Origin of the sequence: Photobacterium damselae subsp. damselae, assembly GCF_038086725.1 — a bacterium.
In the GTDB taxonomy this organism is placed as follows: domain Bacteria; phylum Pseudomonadota; class Gammaproteobacteria; order Enterobacterales; family Vibrionaceae; genus Photobacterium; species Photobacterium damselae.
Map to the genome: position 1 here is coordinate 2,863,031 of NZ_CP146970.1, position 21,009 is coordinate 2,884,039.

A 21,009-nucleotide genomic window follows, 5' to 3' on the forward strand; every position below is an offset into this window, starting at 1 on the left:
CTGATGGCAATAGTATGCAAAATACCCGATTTGAACACCCTCTTAATGAAAAAGTACGCATCTATTTACGCCTTGAGTTTTTGCTTCATCAAATGACTCATAGCTGTCAATTGCATGACCCATGGCAACACCAAATTTTCTTTCGCGCCCTATTTGAGTTACTTGAAATTTTAGATCAAGTACAAGTCAAAGCTGATCTCGCTAAAGATCTGGAAAAGCAACGTAACAAATTCAAAAACTGGCTGAATCTCGATGGCGTTGATCAACAAGCACTGCAAAATGTGATCGATGAAATGGAGCAGATCCAACGCAAATTACTGGCATCCTGTCGTTTAGGCCAAGAGCTTAGAGATGACCGTTTCTTAAGTGGTATTAAGCAGCGTTTTTCTATTCCCGGTGGTAGCTGTAGCTTTGATCTGCCAACACTGCACCATTGGCTTCATCTACCATTAGAGCGTCGCCAACAAGATTTAAAACAGTGGTTAGGTCATCTCTCTTGTTTAAGCCAAGCTCTTAACCTGTGGCTGCGCCTAATTCGAGATTCAAGCCAATATAAGCCACAAGTATCTCGTAATGGTTTTTTCCAGTACGACACCTCAGATGCAAACTTACTTCGCTTAGAAATTTGCCCAAGCTATGATGTTTACCCTATGATATCGGGTCATCGTAGCCGCTTTGCTATCCGCTTTCTACCATTTACAGAAGAGGGAAAAGTGGCCGAAACTATCGAATTTAAACTCGCCATCTGCTGAGGAAAACCATGACAGAGAAAAAAGAAGCACCCGTCACTGTGGTGAAATGCCCAACGTGTAAAGAAGACGTGGTTTGGGGTGAGCAAAGCCCTTTCCGCCCGTTCTGCTCTAAGCGCTGTCAGTTGATTGATCTTGGTGAATGGGCTGATGAAGAAAAAGCAATTCCTGGTGCGCCAGATATGTCGGACTCAGACGGTTGGTCTGAGGATATGTATTAGAGTAGCGAGTAGCGAGTAGCGAGATTTTCACGCGATATCTCGCAATCTCAAACATCAGGACCTTTTATGACAGATAAAAAACGCGTTTGGATTGCAGCGGGCATCATCTTAAATCCAACAGGCGATAAGATCTTTATTACTCGTCGCGCAGCCAATGCCCATCAAGGTGGTTTTTGGGAATTTGCAGGCGGTAAAGTAGAAGCCAATGAAACGGCAGAACAAGCGGTAATTCGAGAGCTACAAGAAGAAGTAGGTATCACGGCAACCCATATTGAGCCTTTTATTGCCTTAGAACATGACTATCCCGACAAAGCGCTCACTTTTGATTTCTTTGTGATCCGCCAGTTCAGCGGAGAAGCATTTGGTAAAGAAGGCCAACCGGGACAGTGGGTTGCCATTTCTGAGCTTAAAGACTACCCGTTCCCAGCGGCAAATGATGTGGTGTTGGAGAAGATTCTAGCCGTATTGAGCTAAGGTTAAAGGTCATTCCCTACCGCGAGTGCAAACGAGTGAGATAGGGAATCTCTTATTTCAATACCCCTAGTTATTATCAATTTCGCTTTACTACGCGCTGAATGAGATTCCGGATATTTCGTCCCTCAATTCCGGAATGACAATAGATAAAGACAAAAAAGGCCGCGTAAGCGGCCTTTTGTTTGTTCACTCGATCTTAGTTGATCTTACCGTGACACTGTTTGTACTTTTTACCAGAACCACATGGGCAAGGCTCATTACGACCTACTTTGCGCTCTTCACGCTCGTAAGTACCCTGAGTACCTTCTTCTTCATCAGCTAATGCTTCATCTGAAGTTTGGTGATGGAATTGCTGCTTTTGCGCTAGTGCTTCTGCCATTTGGCGACGCTCTTCTTCCATACGTTCAACTTCTTCTTGCTGCTGAACGCGAACCTTACTAAGGATAGAGATCACATCACTCTTCAGGTTATCAAGCATCTCTTCAAACAGTTCAAACGATTCACGCTTGTATTCCTGCTTAGGGTTCTTCTGTGCATAGCCACGTAAATGGATACCCTGACGTAGGTGATCCATTGCTGCTAAGTGTTCTTTCCACAGAGTATCTAAGTTCTGTAGCATCACAGTCTTCTCGAAGTTACGTAGAACTTCAGGACCAACAACAGATTCTTTCTCACGGTATAGCTCAACCGCTTTCTCAACGATACGCTCACGAAGTGCTTCTTCATACAACTTATCTTCTGTCTCTAGCCAGTGTTTAATTGGTAGATCCAGATCGTAATCTGTACGTAGACGATCTTCTAGGCCATCAATATCCCACATTTCTTCTAGAGATTGCGGTGGAATGTAAGCGTCAATGATCGCATTCAGTACGTCTTCGCGGTTATGCTCGATCATGTCACTGATATCATCAGCAAACATTAGTTCATCACGAAGTTCGTATACAACTTTACGCTGATCGTTGGCAACGTCATCAAATTCAAGTAGCTGTTTACGGATATCGAAGTTACGACCTTCAACTTTACGCTGTGCGTTCTCGATAGCTTTAGTTACCCATGGGTGCTCAATCGCTTCGCCTTCTTCCATACCTAGCTTCTTCATCATGTTAGATACACGATCAGAAGCAAAGATACGCATTAGAGCATCTTCCATTGATAGGTAGAAACGAGAAGAACCGGCATCACCCTGACGACCAGAACGACCACGTAACTGGTTATCGATACGACGAGATTCATGACGCTCAGTACCGATGATGTGTAGACCACCAGAAGCGAGTACTGCATCGTGACGTACTTGCCAATCTGCTTTTAGTTTCGCAATCTGCTCATCTGTTGGATTATCTAACTTTTCAGCTTCTGCCTTCCAAGAACCACCAAGCATGATATCGGTACCACGACCCGCCATGTTGGTTGCAATCGTTACGGCACCAGGGTAACCCGCTTGAGCAACAATTTCCGCTTCTTTTTCGTGGAATTTAGCATTCAAAACGTTGTGCTTAATACCCGCTTTTTTCAGCGCGTTAGACAGTAGCTCAGATTTTTCAATCGATACAGTACCCACTAGACATGGCTGACCGTTGGCTACACGTTCTTTGATATCTTCAGCAATTGCCGCAAATTTTTCCGCTTCGGTCATGTACACCAAGTCACCATGGTCAATACGAGCCATTGGACGGTTGGTTGGAATAACCACGGTATCTAAACCGTAAATTGACTGGAATTCGAACGCTTCAGTATCTGCTGTACCTGTCATACCAGATAGCTTCTCGTATAGACGGAAGTAGTTCTGGAATGTAATAGATGCCAAAGTCTGGTTTTCGTTTTGGATCTTAACGCCTTCTTTTGCTTCTACGGCTTGATGAAGACCTTCAGACCAACGACGACCCGGCATAGTACGACCAGTATGTTCATCAACAATAACCACTTCGCCATCTTGTACAATGTAGTCAACATCACGTTCAAATAGAACATGTGCACGCAATGCTGCATTAACGTGGTGAAGCAAACTGATGTTAGCTGGTGAATACAGTGTATCGTTTTCAGCCATTAGACCATTTTTGATCAATAGCTCTTCAACGTATTCTTGACCGTTTTCAGTTAAGTGCGCTTGTTTTGATTTTTCATCTACTGTGTAGTGACCTTCTCCGCGGTACTCTTCACTGTCTTCTTTATCTTGTTTTTCCAAGTTAGGGATCAGTGTGTTCATGCGGATGTACAGCTCAGAACTGTCTTCAGCAGGACCTGAGATGATCAAAGGAGTACGAGCTTCATCGATAAGGATGGAGTCCACCTCATCGACTACGGCAAAGAAACGCTCACGTTGAACACGATCTTCTGGACGGAATGCCATGTTGTCACGAAGGTAGTCAAAACCAAATTCGTTGTTTGTTCCGTATAAAACGTCTGCTTCATACGCTTCTTTTTTCGCATGAGGAGGCATGTTTGGCACGTTTACGCCAACAGTCATACCAAGGAATTCAAATAGTGGACGGTTAGTTTCGGCGTCACGTGAAGCAAGGTAGTCGTTCACTGTTACGATATGAACGCCTTTGCCTGTTAGCGCGTTAAGGTAAGCAGGCAATGTTGCCGTTAGAGTTTTACCTTCACCTGTACGCATCTCGGCAATTTTACAATCGTTAAGAACCATACCGCCAATAAGCTGCACATCAAAGTGACGCATGCCATATAGACGCTTAGAACTCTCACGTACCGTCGCAAAGGCTTCAGGCAGTAGTTGGTCTAAGGTTTCACCTTGTTCAAGACGAGAACGGAATTCAGCAGTCTTTGCTTTTAATTCTTCATCTTGTAGGCTTTCAAATTGAGGTTCTAGCTTATTGATTTGATCAACAATTTTGCGCATACGACGCAGAGTGCGGTCGTTACGGCTACCGATAATTTTTGTCAGTAGTTTTGATAACATGGCGATGCCGTTTTCTCTTTGTTATGTCAGCGTTATATTGCTGAGTCGCTAAATAAGGTTTCATTCATTCGGGACAATAAATCCATATCCCACAAAATCGGCATTAATAAATCCGAGGCTTATACCTGAAACAAGTGTGTATACCCGAGCAACTTCAAGATACAAGGTTCATATTGAATAATTGCATCTTGAAGCAGCTTAGACAATTAAAAATTGATATTGTGCCTATGCCCCCTATTTTCAAGGGGATTGACCACAATATCACAGAGAAAATCGCTTCAATGGCTTGAAATCTTATCTTTCACCTTGGTGTTCGGTATCCGAGTCCAATAAGAATTAACAGCAGGTTTTCTCTTAAACCGTTATGATAAGGCAAATTCATTATATCGACTATGATAAAAGCAACTGACTTGCTTAATGTCACGAAAAATTAGAGCCTATCCTCGTTTTCATTCAGGAATGACCTATCAATGAGAGATCACCGCCCGCAAACAGCCGCCGACTTACTTGATAGCAACCAACTGGTTGGCAATATTCAAGAACGAGCCCTTGCATTAAGTCGCTTAAATAATGCCGTTAAAGCTCATTTAAATTGTGCCGAGCACTGCCGAGTCAGTAATTATCGCCAAGGGATACTCATTATAGAAATCGCCTCTGCGGCTTGGTCGATGCGTCTTAATTACGAGCGTAATAGCCTCATCACTAAATTACGTGAAAAGCTGCTGCCCAACTTGGTTGATATTCAAGTTAAGGTCAACCCTAACCTTGCGGCAGTTCAAGTTGCTAAGCAAAATAAAACGCCAGATATTGTTCAAAAACCCATTAGTGATGTGGCTGCTAGTCATCTGTTACAAGCCGCAGTACATGCGCCAGATAAAGTAAAAGCACGCTTAGAAAGGTTGGCACAATTGGCTAAGAAAAATAAAGAAAGTTCTAACTAGGTTATCGCAATAAGAGTGATAGCGACAAAGTAACTTGGCAAGAGATACAGGTAGAAACAAAAACGCCGAGCTAAGCTCGGCGTTTTTTAATTCTGCATTACAGTTATGCTAATACCATTCCTGGTTGAGCAAACGTAACTGGCACTTCTTTTTCGTCTTCGAATGTTGTCCACTCATAAGCTTCTTGGTCAGCTAATACTGCACGAAGGAGCTTATTGTTTAGTGCATGACCAGACTTATAAGCGCGCATTTCACCGATAATGTTATGACCACACATATAAAGGTCACCAATGGCATCCAATACTTTGTGAGTCACTAATTCATTATCAAAACGCAAGCCATCATCGTTTAGAATGCGATATTCATCTAATACGATAGCGTTATCGAAACTACCACCTAGGCACAAGTTTTGTGACTGTAAGTACTCGATATCTCGCATAAAGCCAAAAGTACGTGCACGACTGACATCTTTTGCAAAAGACTTGCTTGAGAAATCAAACGTTAAACGCTGCTGATCTGTTCCAATCGCAGGGTGATTAAAATCGATAGCAAAATCTAAGCGGAAACCGTTATGAGGAACCAATTCCGCCCACTTATCGCCATCTTCAACGCGAACAGGTTTTTTGATACGAAGAAAACGTTTTGGCGTATTCAACGCTTCAATACCTGCAGATTGCAACAAGTAAATAAATGGGCTTGCGCTACCATCCATAATTGGAATTTCTGGAGCATCAACCTCGATAATCACGTTATCGATACCCATACCAGCAAGTGCCGCATTCAAGTGCTCAACAGTTGAGATGCGAACGCCTGCTTCGTTAACCAATGCCGTACATAGCATAGTGTCACGAACAGAGTCAGCATTTGCAGGAAAGTCTACTGGTGGATTTAAGTCGGTACGACGGTAGATCACGCCAGTGTTAGCTGCTGCTGGGCGCAGAATTAGCGTAACTTTACGTCCAGAGTGGAGACCCACACCAGTCGTTTGCACAATGCTTTTAAGTGTACGTTGTCTAATCATTTGCCTTTTCTCAACGGTTATAAGCTGACTTCTATTTAGCTTATTCTGTGGTAATACAACTTCGACCTAACATAGGTATTATGTTAAGTGGACGAAAACTATACCACGACTCTAGAAATAACCCAAACAATTTGTTTTATCAATTGATAACACTATTTTAATAGCGCAAAACAAGTGAAATAAAAATAAATTCAAATTAGTTCTAGCTGCCGTTTTTCTTTAAAGCAAGAAAAACGGCATATCCTCAATCTTTCGTTTATAGCCGAGCTAAAAATTAGTCTGCTTGTTTACGAAGGAATGCTGGAATATCTAAATAGTCGTGTTCAGCCTGTGGTTTCTTCTGAGCTGCTGCTTGACCTTCAACGGCTGGCTTCTCTTCAACAACAGGAGCCGCTGTTTGAGCTGGACGCTCTTGAACAACTGGCTGCGGCTTAGAAGATGTCACTAGCGTAATATCAGGCTTAGTATCTTTACCAATACCTGTAGCAACAACAGTTACACGTAGCTCATCAGTCATGTCTGGATCTAGAGATGTACCGATAACAACAGTTGCGTTATCAGAAGCGAACGCTTTAACCGTATTACCCACTGTCTCAAACTCATCTAGACGCATATCTAGACCAGCGGTGATGTTAACCAATACGCCACGAGCGCCAGCAAGATCGATATCTTCTAGAAGTGGGCTTGAGATAGCCATCTCAGCAGCTTCTTCAGCACGATCATCACCAGATGCCATACCACTACCCATCATTGCGTGGCCCATTTCAGACATCACAGTACGAACGTCAGCAAAGTCGACGTTGATCATACCAGGACGAGTGATTAGCTCAGCAATACCTTGAACAGCGTTCTTCAGTACGTCGTTTGCTTTAGCAAAAGCATCAAGTAGGGTGATACCACGACCAAGTACTTTAAGTAGCTTCTCGTTTGGAATCGTAATTAACGAGTCCACATGCTTAGAAAGCTCTTCAATACCTTGCTCAGCAAAAGCCATACGCTTTTTGCCTTCAAAACTAAATGGCTTAGTGACAACTGCAACAGTTAAGATACCAAGCTCTTTAGCAATTTCAGCAATGATAGGTGCTGCACCAGTACCTGTACCACCGCCCATACCGGCAGCGATAAATACCATGTCAGAACCTTCAAGTTCTTTTTTGATCGCTTCACGATCTTCTAACGCAGAGTCACGACCCACTTGAGGGTTTGCACCAGCACCCAAACCTTTAGTGATATCACCACCGATCTGAATAACTGTACTTACACTGCTTTTACGAAGAGCCTGGGCATCAGTGTTAACACTGATAAACTGCACGCCTTCGATTGATTCACGTACCATGTGATCGACAGCATTACCGCCACCGCCGCCAACGCCAACGACTTTAATTACTGCCTCGTCAGAGATGTCCATCATCGGTTCAAACATTTGTTCTCTCCGTCTATCCTGTTCGCATCAGGTATTTAAAATTCTTTTCGTAGCCAACCACTGAATCGTGAGAAGAAACCGGTCACTGAGCGCTTAGTTTCAACATCACTATCATCAAATGTCTGACTGTCCTTTCCGTAATGCAGTAAACCTACTGCAGTCGCAAAATGCGGAGACTGAACATAATCAGTCAACCCGTGTATTTCAAGAGGTTGACCAATACGTACTTGATTACGGAAAACCCGTTCAGCACATTCAATCAAGCCTTCCATCTGAGCAGCACCGCCTGTTAATACGATACCAGCTGCAAGATGGTGCTTTACACCCGTTTCTCGCAATTGTTCTTGTATTACAACGAGCTTCTGATTAACTAACCCCAACAGCTCAGTGTATCGAGGTTCGATTACTTCCGCTAGCGTTTGGCTTTGCAAGCTACGAGAAGGTCGACCACCCACACTTGGGACATCCACCTTCGCATCTTTGCTCACCAACTCACTTAGTGCACAGCCGTATCTCACTTTAATTTCTTCAGCGTCACCCGGCGGTGTACCAAAAGCATAAGCAATATCACTGGTGACAACATTACCAGCATACGGAATTACTTCTGCATGACGTAATGCACCACCTGACCAAACAGCAATATCCATCGTGCCGCCACCGATATCAATCACGCAAACACCCAGTTCGCGCTCATCCGGCGTTAACACCGCATGGCTTGCTGCAAGGCCTGAAAAAATCAATTGTTCCACTTTAAGACCACAACGCTCTACTGCTTTCACAATATTACGCGCCATATCATTATGGCAGGTGATCATATGAACACTGGCTTCCATTCGAACGCCAGACAAACCAACAGGGTTTTTAATACCCTCTTGATAATCAATAGCAAATTCTTGAGGAATTACATGTAAAGTTCTATGTTCATCGCTGATTTTGACCGATTTTGCCGTATGAATAACATTATCGACATCATCTTGGGTCACTTCTTTATCAGAGATCGGCACCATACCTTTCTCTGTCTGACAACGAATATGCTTACCTGATAGAGATAGATAAACCGAAGATATCTGGAAGTCATCGATCATCAACTCAGCTTGATCAATTGCTCGCTGAACTGATTTCACCACAGATTCAAGATCGTTTACACCACCTTTATCCATGCCTTTAGATGGGCTATTACCCACCCCAATAACATTCACATTACCATCAGGTAGAATTTCTCCCACCAAAGCGCATACTTTGGAGGTACCAATATCAAGACCAACGATGAGTTTTTTATCTGCCGCCTTAGTCATTAGCGCACGCTCTCATTCCGTTTCGGAGATTCTTGATCCGAAGTCATTTTCCAACCGACTGCTGCGCCTGTATCGTAGCGCAAATCAATGTACTCGATATCCTTACCCTGTTTCTCTATGGTTGGGTAAAGACGAATAAATCGTTCAAGTCGCTCCATTCGAGCTTCACGCCCTAACTTGAGCTGAATACCATTTGATAACAATATTTGCCATGCTCGACGTTTATTAAGCGAAATCTTAACAACATCAAACCCAGCATGTTGTAATTCTGGTTGCATTTCCCGAAGTCCAGCTAGCATTTCTTCACTGCTACCTTCCGGGCCGACCAGATCCACTAACGTTTTATCCTTGATTGTAGAGGCTAACGCTTTAAATACTACGCCATGCTCATCAACCAGATATTTGCCATCCCATTCAGCTACAGGTTGGCGCTCAATAACAAACGTCTTAATGGTATCGGGCCATTGTTTTCGTACTGTTGCTTGCTCAACCCATGGTTGCTCTTCAACAGCATGCTGTAAACTGTCTACATTCTGAGTCATAAAGCTTCCCATATGACCCATTTGCAAAATCGCTTCTCTAACATCATTTTTGGTTAGATACTTCAAATCCCCTTGCACAACTAGCTGTGAAAGAGGAAGGCGGTTTGCATCTGTCATCCAATCTTTAGTTGCTGTGACCAGCCAAATCGTAAACGCAATGACAGAAATAAAGAAAGCCAAACCCCCAAAGCGCTTTAATAACGTTTTTGGCGATTTTAGCGAAATTCTTTTCACGACTGCTGCCGTCATAATATCTCTACTTGCCCTGTCGATTTATCGCTAGCAAGCATGTTCTGCTCTTAAACTCTTGCTATAGACTCAAATGAAGAAGTATCAAGCAAAGTTAGTGGATTATAACCGAGCAACCCGCTTCAAACCAATACTCATCAGAGCATTTCTTGATACTAGCTAACAATTAATTGTTCATTTTTCCCGAAAGAAAGCGATAAGACACCTGTATTACCGCTTAATTCAGATTAAAACCGATAAATATTGAGGTTTACTCTCCTCAACAAGCGAAGTTATTCACCTTGCATTGCAGCGATATCGAGCTTTAATTCAGCTAACTGACGAGCTATTTTGCCAACATCGCCCGCACCTTGTGTCAAAACCAAATCATCATTTTGAATAATATTGGCAAGGGCGGCGGGTAATGCTTCTTTGTTAGCAACAAAAATCGGATCTAATTTACCACGGCCACGAATCGTTCGACATAGCGCACGACCATCGGCACCAGCAATCGGTGCTTCGCCCGCAGCATAAACATCTAACATCAAGAGAACGTCAACTTGCTCAAGAACATTAGCAAAATCATCGTAGAGATCGCGAGTTCGGCTATAACGATGTGGTTGGAACACCATCACTAAGCGCTTATCAGGCCAGCCAGCACGAGCAGCTTGAATCGTAACATCCACTTCACTTGGGTGATGACCATAATCATCCACCAGCATTGCAGTGCCGTTACCCGTTTCAAACTCACCAAGATGGTCAAAACGACGACCTGTACCTTGGAACTCAGCCAAAGCTCGGATAATTGCATCATCATCAACCCCTTCTTCTGTCGCAACAGCAACAGCAGCAGTGGCATTTAATGCATTATGACGGCCTGGAACATTTAGCGTAACTTTAAGCTCCGGCTTATCTTTACGAACAATAGTAAAGAAACCTTGCTGACCGCACTGCTGATAATCCATTAGACGAACATCAGCATCTTCAGAGAAACCATAAGTCAGCATTGGACGACCAACACGTGGTAGCAGTTCACGAACCACAGGATCATCAATGCACATCACAGCTAAACCATAAAATGGTAGATTATGAAGGAAATCAATGAAGGTCTGCTTAAGCACTTCAAAATCACCGCCATAGGTATCCATATGGTCTGCTTCAATGTTAGTGACTACACACACCATTGGCTGCAGATGTAAAAATGACGCATCACTTTCATCGGCTTCGGCAATTAAGTAGCGACTACAGCCTAAGCGAGCATTAGTACCCGCACTTTTTACTAAACCGCCATTCACAAATGTTGGATCTAAACCGGCTTCAGAATAAATTTGTGTCACTAGAGCCGTTGTTGTTGTTTTACCGTGGGTACCGGCAATCGCAATACCGTGGCGATAGCGCATCAGTTCAGCCAGCATCTCAGCTCGACGAACAACAGGAATACGTAATTCACGCGCAGCGACTAATTCAGGGTTCTCTTGTGAGATAGCAGTTGAAACGACAACAACACTGGCACCTTCAACATTGCTTGCCGCATGGCCAAAGAAAATCTGTGCACCCTTGCCACTTAAACGATCTGTTACTGGATTAGCCGACAGATCTGAGCCACTAATACAGTAGCCTTCATTAAGTAATACTTCAGCGATGCCACTCATACCCGCACCACCGATACCAACAAAGTGAATACGCTCCACACGGCGCATCTCTGGTACCATAGTTCGAATTTTTGCTAATTGTTGGTTATCCAGTTTACCCATCACTCTGTTCTCATCTTAATTTTTTGCTAGGGATTTAATTACATTTGCGACACGGATATCAGCATCTAAGATGGCAGCATCACGAGCAGCTTGCGCCATTTGCTCTAGGGCTGGGCGATCAAGTTGTTCAAGTTGCTGAGCCAATCCTTCTGCGGTCAGATCCATTTGCTCAATCATTTTTGCTGCGCCACATTCTACCAGATGTTCAGCATTAAGCGCTTGCTGACGATCTTTGTGCATAAACGGTACGAAGATAGCACCAACGCCTGCAGCAGAAAGCTCTGAAACAGTAAGAGCTCCAGAGCGACAAACGACAATATCTGCCCAAGAATATGCAGCAGCGACATCATCGATAAACTCTGTGACTTTATGTGAGCCGGCATTATTGGCTTGATAATCAGCTTCTGTTTGCTCAGCAGCGCCTTTGCCGGCTTGGTGCCAGATAGTTACTTTATCACCTAATAGCGCCGCAACTTTTGGCATAGTTTGGTTCAGAATTCGGGCACCTTGACTGCCACCCATCACCAAGATACGAATAGGTCCTTGATGCTCACTAAAGCGTTCAGCTGGCGGCGGTAGAACAGTCACATCATGACGGACCGGGTTACCCACAACTTCTTTATCTTTAAAGGCACCAGGGAAAGCTTGCAGCACCGCACTGGCAATCTTAGATAACCACTGGTTAGTTAAACCGGCTACTGCATTTTGTTCATGCAGTACAACAGGTACACCCGATAGCCATGCCGCGACACCACCTGGGCCACTTACATAACCACCCATGCCAAGAACCACATCGGGTTGCCAAGCTTTAATGTATTTGCGCGCTTGCAAAATAGCACCAATGATTTTAAATGGTGCGGTAAGTAAACGGGCAATACCTTGACCACGAAGGCCTTTTACCTTAATAAAATCAATTTCAATACCGTGTTTAGGTACTAAATCAGCTTCCATTCGATCTGCGGTGCCTAACCAACGGATCTCCCAACCTTCTTGTTGTAAGCGTTGGGCAACAGCTAATCCCGGAAATACGTGACCGCCAGTACCACCAGCCATCACTAATAAGCGTTTATTTTTTTTCATCATTCTTCTTTAATTGCTGGTCTTCAGACTTGGTTTCAGATTCATCTACGAGCACTAAATTATTATCAGCAATTTGCGGATTGTCTTCTGAAATTATCTGATCATCTTCTTCAGTGTCTTCTGGCGATAGGCGCTCTGCTAAACGTTGCTCATGATCAATTCGAATCAAGATAGCAACCGCTGCCGCCATAATAAACAGACTCGAACCACCATAACTGATAAGCGGTAAGGTTAGACCTTTAGTTGGTACCATACCTGCGGCTGCGCCAACGTTAACTAAGGTTTGGAATGCAAACCAAAACGCAAAGCCAAAGGCAAGATAACCACCAAATAACTGGCCAGACTTAAGACACTTTCGACCGATAATCAGTGCCTTTGCAACCAATGCAAATAGCAGGAGCAAGACCACAATAACGCCCGCAAGACCTAACTCTTCAGCCAAAACAGCAAATACAAAGTCGGTGTGTGCTTCTGGTAAATATTCAAGCTTCTGAATTGAGTTACCAAGGCCTTGGCCCCACCACTCACCACGACCAAATGCCATCAAAGATTGTGTCAGCTGGTAACCACTACCGAAAGGATCTTGCCATGGGTCAAGAAACGAGGTGACGCGTCGCATACGATACGGTTCAAAGGCAATCAACAAGCCAATACCAACTAAAGCTGATGCGATCATTACCAAGAACTGCCATAGCTTAGCGCCGGCAATAAATAGCATACCAACGGTACCGACAAACATTACCACAAACGAACCTAGGTCAGGCTGTTGCAGCAATAGGAAACCGAGAATACCGAGAACCAGTAAGGGTTTAAGGAAACCAAGGAAAGTCTCTCGCACTTGTTTATTTTGTCGGACCAGATAGCCAGAGACAAACATAAACAAAGAGAGTTTTGCAACTTCGGCAGGCTGTAAGTTAAAGATACCCAATGGGATCCAACGGGCGGCACCGTTTACAGAGCGACCAATAGCCAATACAACGATAAGAAGGAAAATTGAGGTTAACAGCATAGGAATACTGTATTTATGCCAACGCTCAATAGGGATTTGCATAACAACCGATGCGATAGCTAACGAACACGCTAAGAAGAAAGCATGACGAAATGCAAAGTAAAAAGGCATCCCAGTTAGACGAGTTGCAACGGGTACGGAAGCGGATGTTACCATGACCAAACCTGTGATCATCAATGCGATAGCAATCCACACTAATTGACGATCATACAGGCATGGTTTTGCCGGTTTGACAAACCAATCACCGACAGAGGAGATCCCATTACGGATCATATTTAGCATGAAGCGGCTCCTGCTACTTTATCTTGCAGCTCAGTGGCAAGTTCAATAAAGGCATCACCTCGGGCCATGAAATTTGCAAACTGATCCCAACTTGCACAGGCAGGAGAAAGCAAGATCATATCGCCAGATTGTGCGGTAGATGCAGCGAGCTCCATAGCTTGAGCCATAGTTTCAACCAAGATTGCGTTATCAACAAGCTCTGCAAATTGATAGCCATCACGGCCGAAGCAATAAAGTTGTACATTTAAGTCAGCGAGAACCGTTTTTAGTTCCGAAAAATCAGCGCCTTTACCATCGCCACCCACCAATAGGTGCAGCTTACCAGCTAAGTTTAAGCCGTTAAGTGCCGCTTCAGTGCTGGCAACATTAGTCGCTTTGGAATCATTTACCCAACGAACGCCATGCTTAGTTACGGCAAGTTGGCAACGATGAGCTAAACCAGTATAACGGCGAAGAGCACGACAAGCGGCCTCGCGATCAATTCCTGCAGCATCGGCCAGAGCTAATGCTGCAAGACTGTTTGCCACATTATGACGACCAACCAGAGCAATCTCATCGGCTGGCATCAAAGGCTGCTGATTGATTGCCAACCACTCACGGTCATCAATCAGTACCAAACCATAATCTTGATCATCAAAACCAAAACTGGTCATAGCCCCCGTGAAATCAGTTGGCTTGGTCGCTAAGTCATTTCGATTATAAACGGCTAGATTAGCGTGATGGAAAATACGCATCTTAGCCTGACTGTAATCCTCTAAACCTTGATAACGATCCATATGATCTTCAGAAAGATTTAGATAAACAGCGGCTGCAAGGTGTAATGAAGAGGTTGTTTCTAACTGAAAACTGGATAATTCAAGAACATAAAGCTCATGATTTTGAGCCAGCATATCAAGCGCAGCAAAACCGATATTGCCACCAACACCGACATCAATGCCCGCTTCTTTTGCCATCTCACCTACAAGGCTAGTTACCGTGCTTTTACCGTTAGAACCAGTAATCGCAACTACAGGTTTTGTCACCTCACGGGCAAACAGCTCAATATCACCCACAATCTTAACGCCTGCTTGAGCCGCTGCGACCAATTCAGGTGTTGCCAATGCAATACCAGGGCTGGCAACAATCAGATCGGCAGCCAATAGCCATTCCATATTCCATTGACCACAGCACAACTCAACATCGGCAGGCAGTTGATCATGACCTGGTGGTGTGTTTCGCGTGTCGATCACTTTGATATCAAGTGATTGCGGCAACCTTAACAGATGATTTACCACCGACAGTCCTGTCATACCAAGACCGATAACAACAACCTTGTTCACATCCACCAAGCCTTTCATTTTTTAACGTACCTTCAAAGTAGCAAGCGCAATTAATACTAACATCAGAGTGATGATCCAAAAGCGAACGATAACTCGTGGCTCTGGCCAACCTTTTAATTCGTAGTGGTGATGAATCGGAGCCATACGGAAAATACGCTGACCACGAAGTTTGTATGAACCGACCTGAAGAATGACCGATACGGTTTCCATAACAAAGACACCACCCATTAGTACTAGTAGGAATTCTTGGCGGATAAGTACCGCAATTGTACCTAAAGCACCACCCAATGCTAATGAGCCTACATCGCCCATAAAGACTTGCGCTGGATAGGTGTTAAACCACAAGAAACCAAGACCTGCACCAACAATCGCAGTACATACGACAACCAGCTCACTGGCATCTTTAACATAAGGGATATGAAGGTATTCTGCGTAGTTGTAGTTACCCGTTGCCCATGCAATAAAGGCCATACCACCTGCAACCATAACAGTTGGCATAATTGCAAGACCATCAAGACCATCCGTTAGGTTCACCGCGTTACTAGTACCGACGATAACGAAATAGGTCAAAATGATATAGAACAAGCCTAATTGCGGCATAATATCTTTAAAGAAGGGAACCACTAACTGAGTTGCTGCGGTATCTTTACCGTAGGCATATAGTGCAAACGCTACAATAATCGCAATCAGCGACTGCCAGAAATATTTCCAGCGTGCGATCAGGCCATCGGTATTTTTACGAACAACTTTACGATAGTCATCGACAAAACCAACAGCACCATAGCCAAGCAGAACAAATAGAACGGCCCAAACATAGGGATTACTTAAATCCGTCCACAATAAAACCGTAATGGTAATTGCGGCCAGTATCATGATCCCGCCCATTGTCGGGGTACCACGCTTACTAAAGTGAGACTCAGGACCTTCATTACGAACAACCTGGCCAATTTGTAGCATTTGTAAACGAGCAATCAGGCGCGGTCCCATCCATAGCGATAGAACAAGAGCCGTCAAGATGCTCATAATGGCGCGGAAAGTTAAGTATTCAAAAAGTCGAAAAAACGGGAACGTAGACTCAAGTACGTGCGCTAACCAATAAATCATTGTTTATATTCCTGCAGTGCGGCAACCACTTCTTCCATGCGAGAACTGCGTGCTCCTTTCACTAGCACTGTAACCTCTAAAGGGTTTTGTTGATTGATTTGATCATTAAGTAATTCATTAACCATAGCGATTAATGGTTGTTTATCAGCAAAATGCTGGCCGTGATTTAACTCACTCACAACGGCACTTGCTTTACCAAAGGTCATTACCTTATCCAACCCTTTAGTTTGCGCATATAAACCAACCTCACGATGAAGATTTTCACTCTCTTCACCCAGCTCAGCCATATCACCCAAAATAAACCAACGTTGGCCTTGATAACTTGCTAATAAATCAATGGCAGCTTTTACCGATGCGACACTGGCATTATAGGTATCATCGATAACACGTAAACCCACCATTGGTTGAGAAACCGCCACTCGACCTTTAACATTAGTCGCAGTTTCTAATCCTTGCTTAATTTCTGCAAGCGTAGCCCCCAAAACTGAGGTTAGTGCGGCAGCAGCAAGCGCATTAGATACATTGTGCAATCCTAACTGTGATAAGTGAATGGCAACCGAACCTTGCGGGGAGTGGAGCTCAAAATGCGGATAGCCGTCACTATCAAGCTCAATATCACTAGCAAAAAAGTCAGCTTGCTCTTCTGATGAAAAGGTAATGACATTTTTATCAGCCAATAACGGGGCCCAAAGCTCACGGTCGTTAGATGCTAAATTGATCACCGCCGTTGCACCTTTTGCTAATCCTTCAAAGATTTCACCCTTAGCTTTTGCTACACCTTTTAATGAGCCAAAACCTTCTAGGTGTGCGGCGGCAAGATTGTTAATCAACGCAACATCAGGCTTAACCAAATTGGTGGTATATGAGATCTCACCAAGGTGATTTGCGCCTAATTCAATAACGGCGTACTGATACTCAGGCGTTAAACGAAGTAACGTTAGAGGGGCTCCAATATCGTTATTAAAGTTACCCGCCGTTGCCAGTACCTTTCCTTTGGTTGCTAAAATAGCAGCACACATCTCTTTTACCGTGGTTTTACCACAACTTCCTGTTAAGGCGAGAGTTTGTAGTCCGCACTGTTGGGTTAATTGTGCTTTTAGCCAAGCCCCCAGTAAACCTAACGCAATGCGAGTATCCTTAACTAGGATCTGAGGCAGCTCAACAGGTAAGTGACGACTAACTAATAATGCGACAGCACCGTTATCTTTTGCTGTTTGACAAAAATCATGAGCATCAAAACGCTCACCTTTTAACGCAACAAATAAGGTCTGAGCTGCAATATTACGGGTATCGGTTGATACTTCTGAAATAGTGGTATCAGAACCGATTAATTGCCCCTCAACCGCTTGAGCGAGAGAGGCAAGAGAAACAGAGATCATAGCGGTAATCCAATCAATTCAGCCACAGTTTCACGATCTGAGTAATGAATCGTGCGATCTGCAAGAATTTGGTAATCTTCATGGCCTTTACCAGCCACTAAGATAATGTCATTTGTCTGAGCCTGCTCAACAGCAAACGCAATAGCGCTGCGACGATCATGAATAATATGAGCTTGTTCAGGTTGAGTTAACCCAGCTACCATATCTTTCATAATTGCACTTGGCTCTTCACTACGCGGGTTATCATCGGTCAATACCGCAATATCCGCTAAACGTTCTGCCGCTTGTGCCATCATCGGGCGTTTACCAGCATCACGATCGCCACCACAGCCAAAAATTGCCCACAGTTTGCCATCACAATGCACTCGTAATGCTTGAAGTGCTTTTTCTAAAGCATCAGGTGTATGAGCATAATCAACTACAACCATTGGCTTGTCAGATGATTGAAAAACTTCCATTCGGCCAATCACAGCACTTAGCTCTGCAGCTGTTGCTAAAAGTTTTGCCAAATCATGTCCCGTTGCCAGTAACGTTGCCAACGCCAACAATAGATTAGATGCGTTAAATGAACCAACTAGAGGGGCGGTAAATACGCCGGCACCCCAGCTTGAGTCAAAACTAACCGTTACGCCCTGAGTGCTATAAATAACGTCTGTCGCCCAAAGCTTAGGCCCTGCGTGTGCTACAACAGCTTCAGCATCCGTTGCGACAGCTACCGCATCAGGCAGAGAAAGTAACCACTCACGGCCAACGGCATCATCGGCATTAATGATCGCTTTACCACAATCATGCTGGGTAAACAGAGATTGCTTCGCTTGTGCATAACTTGCCATATCACCATGATAATCAAGATGATCTCGGCTCAGGTTGGTAAAAATACTCGCTTTAAAGTGCAGATCTGCTACGCGATGCTGCACCAAGCCATGAGAAGAGACTTCCATTGCAGCAAAATCAGCACCAAGGTCGACCAGCTGAGCTAAGGTTTGCTGAATTTCAATCGCACTGCCTGTTGTATTTGCCGCTGGCTGAAGGTTATTGAGTAAACCATTACCCGTTGTGCCCATCACTCCTGCTTGATAGCCGAGCAAATTAGCCCATTGCGCCAATAGCTGACTGATGGTGGTTTTACCATTTGTCCCTGTAACAGCATAAAGTGCTAACTGTTGATCCGGATGGTGATAAAAACGGCCTGCTAATTGAGATAGCATAGCGTTTAGCTGGGTAAGATAAATCACATACGCTTGCTGATTACGAGTAATCGTACCGTGCTCGGCAACCCCATCCGCTTCAGCCAATACCAGTGATGCACCCGAGGCAATAGCATCATCAATAAAACGACGACCATCAACTTGATGACCTTTTACCGCAACAAAGACTGAACCTATGGTCACTTTACGACTATTAAGTGTAAGTTCAGTCACATCCAAAAGCTGAAGTGCTTCTGGTAAGTCAGATTCTGCAATCCATGGAGACAACAAGGTGCTAACTCGAACACCTGAACAAATCGTTGTCATACCCTCTGCTCCTAATAATTAATTCTATTTTGTATCCGCATCTGGCGGCACATTTAAAATATGCAGAGCACTACCAAGAACCTTAGACAAAATAGGAGCGGCAACCGCACCACCATAGAATTTGTCACCTTTAGGTTCGTTAACCAGTACTACAACTGCTAAACGAGGATTACTGATCGGTGCGATACCTGCGGTGTAGGCGAAGTAGTCATTACCATAACCACCTGCAATAGCCTTTTTCGCGGTACCGGTTTTTACCCCGACGCGATAACCTGGAACCGAAGCTCGCCAGCCACCACCGCCACCCGCTTTATCGGCAACGCCTTCTAGCATCAGCAAGACTTTTTTCACCAGATGAGGGTCAACAACTTGCTTACCCGGTACCACTTTCTCGGTTTTCAAGATAGATAATGGACGCTTAATACCATAAGCCCCCAGTGTCGCGTAGGCATGAACCAGCTGAATTGGAGTTACAGACAAACCATAACCATAGGCAAAAGTTGCACGTTCAATATCAGACCAACGTCGGCGATTTGGGAAGTGACCTACAATTTCACCTTCAAGGTTGATACCTGACGGCTCATCTAAACCGATGCGACGGTACATGCTAATTAAGTTCTCAATCGGCATTGCCAAAGAAAGCTTAGTCATACCGATGTTACTGGATTTCTGAAGGATACGCGCCATAGTAGCCTGATGCTCAATGCGCGATACGTCAGTAATGGTTTTACTACCAAGACGGAAATGTTTACCTGGAATATTTATCAAGGTATGTTCGTTGGCAATACCAGCTTCTAAAGCGGTTAACACCCCAAGTGGTTTTACCGTAGAACCTGGCTCAAAGGAGTCAGTAATTACACGGTTACGCATCTTGTACGATTCACGATCGTTGCGATTATTGGGGTTAAAGGACGGTGCGTTGACCATGGCAAGAATTTCGCCAGTACGCACATCAACCATAACGACACTGGCCGATGTTGCGGGAAGATCTCGAACGGCTTCTTTTACTGCTCGGTAAGCAACAGCTTGAATTCGTTGGTCAATACTCAGTTGCAAAGACTTACCCGGCTGGCGTTTTTCTACCGAGATATTCTCAACTACGCGGCCATAACGGTCTTTACGAACAGTACGACGACCCGGTTCACCTGTTAGCCAACCATCATAAGATTTCTCAATCCCTTCTAGGCCATGACCATCAATACCCGTTACACCAATTAACTGAGCACTAACTTCACCCGATGGGTAAAAACGACGAGATTCATCTTTTAGACCAATACCAGGTAACTTCAGTTTATTAACATAGTTTGCCATGGCTGGGCTAACTTGGCGCGCAAGATAAATAAAGCGACGCTTCTTGTTTTTATCTATGTAATGGATCAGTTCTTGTCGATTCCAATCCAGAACATCAGCAAGGGCATGCCAACGGTCGACATCGCTTAGTCCACCGTGTTTAAAAATATTAACCGGATCGGCCCACACCGCTTGCACCGGTACACTAACAGCAAGAGGTTCACCATTTCGATCGGAAATAATGCCACGGGCAGAAGGGAGAGGTTTGACACGAAGTGAGCGCATATCACCTTCTTGGATCAGGCGACCTGGCTCTAAAACTTGAATGTATGCGGTACGGGCAATCAATGCCGCTAAACCTAAAATTACGAAGCCGCAAATAACACCAAAGCGCCATGGAATAAATGCCGATGACGCTTTCTTTGCTTTCGAATTTTTTCTCGTTGAGCGTTTAAAAAACTTCATAC

At 44.2% G+C, this 21,009-nt stretch carries 17 protein-coding genes; 4 read left to right on the forward strand and 13 right to left on the reverse strand.

The window, feature by feature from the left end; all coding sequences use genetic code 11:
• Positions 1–14 precede the first annotated feature (14 nt).
• The 3 genes from zapD to mutT all read left to right on the forward strand — a co-directional run bounded on the left by zapD (position 15) and on the right by mutT (position 1,444).
• A complete protein-coding gene (gene zapD / locus WAX86_RS13065; protein ID WP_005297594.1) occupies positions 15–752 on the forward strand; it encodes a cell division protein ZapD in 738 nt (245 codons plus the stop codon).
• Between the two features lie 8 nt (positions 753–760).
• On the forward strand, positions 761–970 hold the full coding sequence (gene yacG, locus WAX86_RS13070) for a DNA gyrase inhibitor YacG (RefSeq protein ID WP_005297592.1): 210 nt from the start codon (positions 761–763) through the stop codon (positions 968–970).
• 66 nt (positions 971–1,036) lie between these two features.
• Positions 1,037–1,444 carry an 8-oxo-dGTP diphosphatase MutT gene (gene mutT, locus WAX86_RS13075; protein WP_188007686.1) on the forward strand — a complete coding sequence of 136 codons (408 nt, stop codon included), beginning with the start codon at positions 1,037–1,039 and terminating at the stop codon, positions 1,442–1,444.
• A gap of 196 nt (positions 1,445–1,640) precedes the next feature.
• Here the strand turns inward: mutT and secA are convergent, their stop codons facing one another.
• On the reverse strand, positions 1,641–4,361 hold the full coding sequence (secA, locus tag WAX86_RS13080; RefSeq protein WP_065170824.1) for a preprotein translocase subunit SecA: 2,721 nt from the start codon (positions 4,359–4,361) through the stop codon (positions 1,641–1,643).
• A gap of 470 nt (positions 4,362–4,831) precedes the next feature.
• Between secA and WAX86_RS13085 the strand changes: the two genes are divergently transcribed.
• Positions 4,832–5,302, forward strand: coding sequence for a DUF721 domain-containing protein (locus WAX86_RS13085; RefSeq protein ID WP_065170825.1), 471 nt, complete (start codon positions 4,832–4,834; stop codon positions 5,300–5,302).
• Between the two features lie 103 nt (positions 5,303–5,405).
• Here the strand turns inward: WAX86_RS13085 and lpxC are convergent, their stop codons facing one another.
• The 12 genes from lpxC to WAX86_RS13145 all read right to left on the reverse strand — a co-directional run bounded on the left by lpxC (position 5,406) and on the right by WAX86_RS13145 (position 21,007).
• Positions 5,406–6,323: a UDP-3-O-acyl-N-acetylglucosamine deacetylase gene (gene lpxC / locus WAX86_RS13090; protein ID WP_036763200.1), complete on the reverse strand. Its 918-nt coding sequence runs from the start codon at positions 6,321–6,323 to the stop codon at positions 5,406–5,408.
• A 274-nt stretch (positions 6,324–6,597) separates the two neighbouring features.
• Positions 6,598–7,746, reverse strand: a complete 1,149-nt coding sequence (gene ftsZ / locus WAX86_RS13095; protein ID WP_005297584.1) for a cell division protein FtsZ — start codon at positions 7,744–7,746, stop codon at positions 6,598–6,600.
• Positions 7,747–7,781: 35 nt separating this feature from the next.
• A complete protein-coding gene (gene ftsA, locus WAX86_RS13100) occupies positions 7,782–9,041 on the reverse strand; it encodes a cell division protein FtsA (RefSeq protein WP_005297582.1) in 1,260 nt (419 codons plus the stop codon).
• On the reverse strand, positions 9,041–9,832 hold the full coding sequence (locus WAX86_RS13105) for a cell division protein FtsQ/DivIB (RefSeq protein ID WP_065170826.1): 792 nt from the start codon (positions 9,830–9,832) through the stop codon (positions 9,041–9,043). Before WAX86_RS13105 ends, ftsA begins: the two co-directional genes overlap by 1 nt.
• A gap of 272 nt (positions 9,833–10,104) precedes the next feature.
• Positions 10,105–11,565 carry a UDP-N-acetylmuramate--L-alanine ligase gene (gene murC / locus WAX86_RS13110; protein ID WP_036763197.1) on the reverse strand — a complete coding sequence of 487 codons (1,461 nt, stop codon included), beginning with the start codon at positions 11,563–11,565 and terminating at the stop codon, positions 10,105–10,107.
• A gap of 15 nt (positions 11,566–11,580) precedes the next feature.
• Complete coding sequence (gene murG, locus WAX86_RS13115) at positions 11,581–12,645, reverse strand: undecaprenyldiphospho-muramoylpentapeptide beta-N-acetylglucosaminyltransferase (protein WP_237030053.1); 1,065 nt, start codon at positions 12,643–12,645, stop codon at positions 11,581–11,583.
• On the reverse strand, positions 12,632–13,936 hold the full coding sequence (gene ftsW / locus WAX86_RS13120) for a cell division protein FtsW (RefSeq protein ID WP_065170828.1): 1,305 nt from the start codon (positions 13,934–13,936) through the stop codon (positions 12,632–12,634). Before ftsW ends, murG begins: the two co-directional genes overlap by 14 nt.
• A complete protein-coding gene (gene murD, locus WAX86_RS13125) occupies positions 13,930–15,273 on the reverse strand; it encodes a UDP-N-acetylmuramoyl-L-alanine--D-glutamate ligase (RefSeq protein WP_341488892.1) in 1,344 nt (447 codons plus the stop codon). Before murD ends, ftsW begins: the two co-directional genes overlap by 7 nt.
• Before the next feature lie 3 nt (positions 15,274–15,276).
• On the reverse strand, positions 15,277–16,359 hold the full coding sequence (mraY, locus tag WAX86_RS13130; protein WP_065170830.1) for a phospho-N-acetylmuramoyl-pentapeptide-transferase: 1,083 nt from the start codon (positions 16,357–16,359) through the stop codon (positions 15,277–15,279).
• Positions 16,356–17,738, reverse strand: a complete 1,383-nt coding sequence (gene murF / locus WAX86_RS13135) for a UDP-N-acetylmuramoyl-tripeptide--D-alanyl-D-alanine ligase (RefSeq protein ID WP_065170831.1) — start codon at positions 17,736–17,738, stop codon at positions 16,356–16,358. Before murF ends, mraY begins: the two co-directional genes overlap by 4 nt.
• On the reverse strand, positions 17,735–19,252 hold the full coding sequence (gene murE, locus WAX86_RS13140) for a UDP-N-acetylmuramoyl-L-alanyl-D-glutamate--2,6-diaminopimelate ligase (protein ID WP_341488893.1): 1,518 nt from the start codon (positions 19,250–19,252) through the stop codon (positions 17,735–17,737). The genes murF and murE overlap by 4 nt, the downstream gene beginning before the upstream one ends.
• Positions 19,253–19,276: 24 nt before the next feature.
• Positions 19,277–21,007, reverse strand: a complete 1,731-nt coding sequence (locus WAX86_RS13145) for a penicillin-binding transpeptidase domain-containing protein (RefSeq protein ID WP_065170833.1) — start codon at positions 21,005–21,007, stop codon at positions 19,277–19,279.
• Positions 21,008–21,009: the final 2 nt, after the last annotated feature.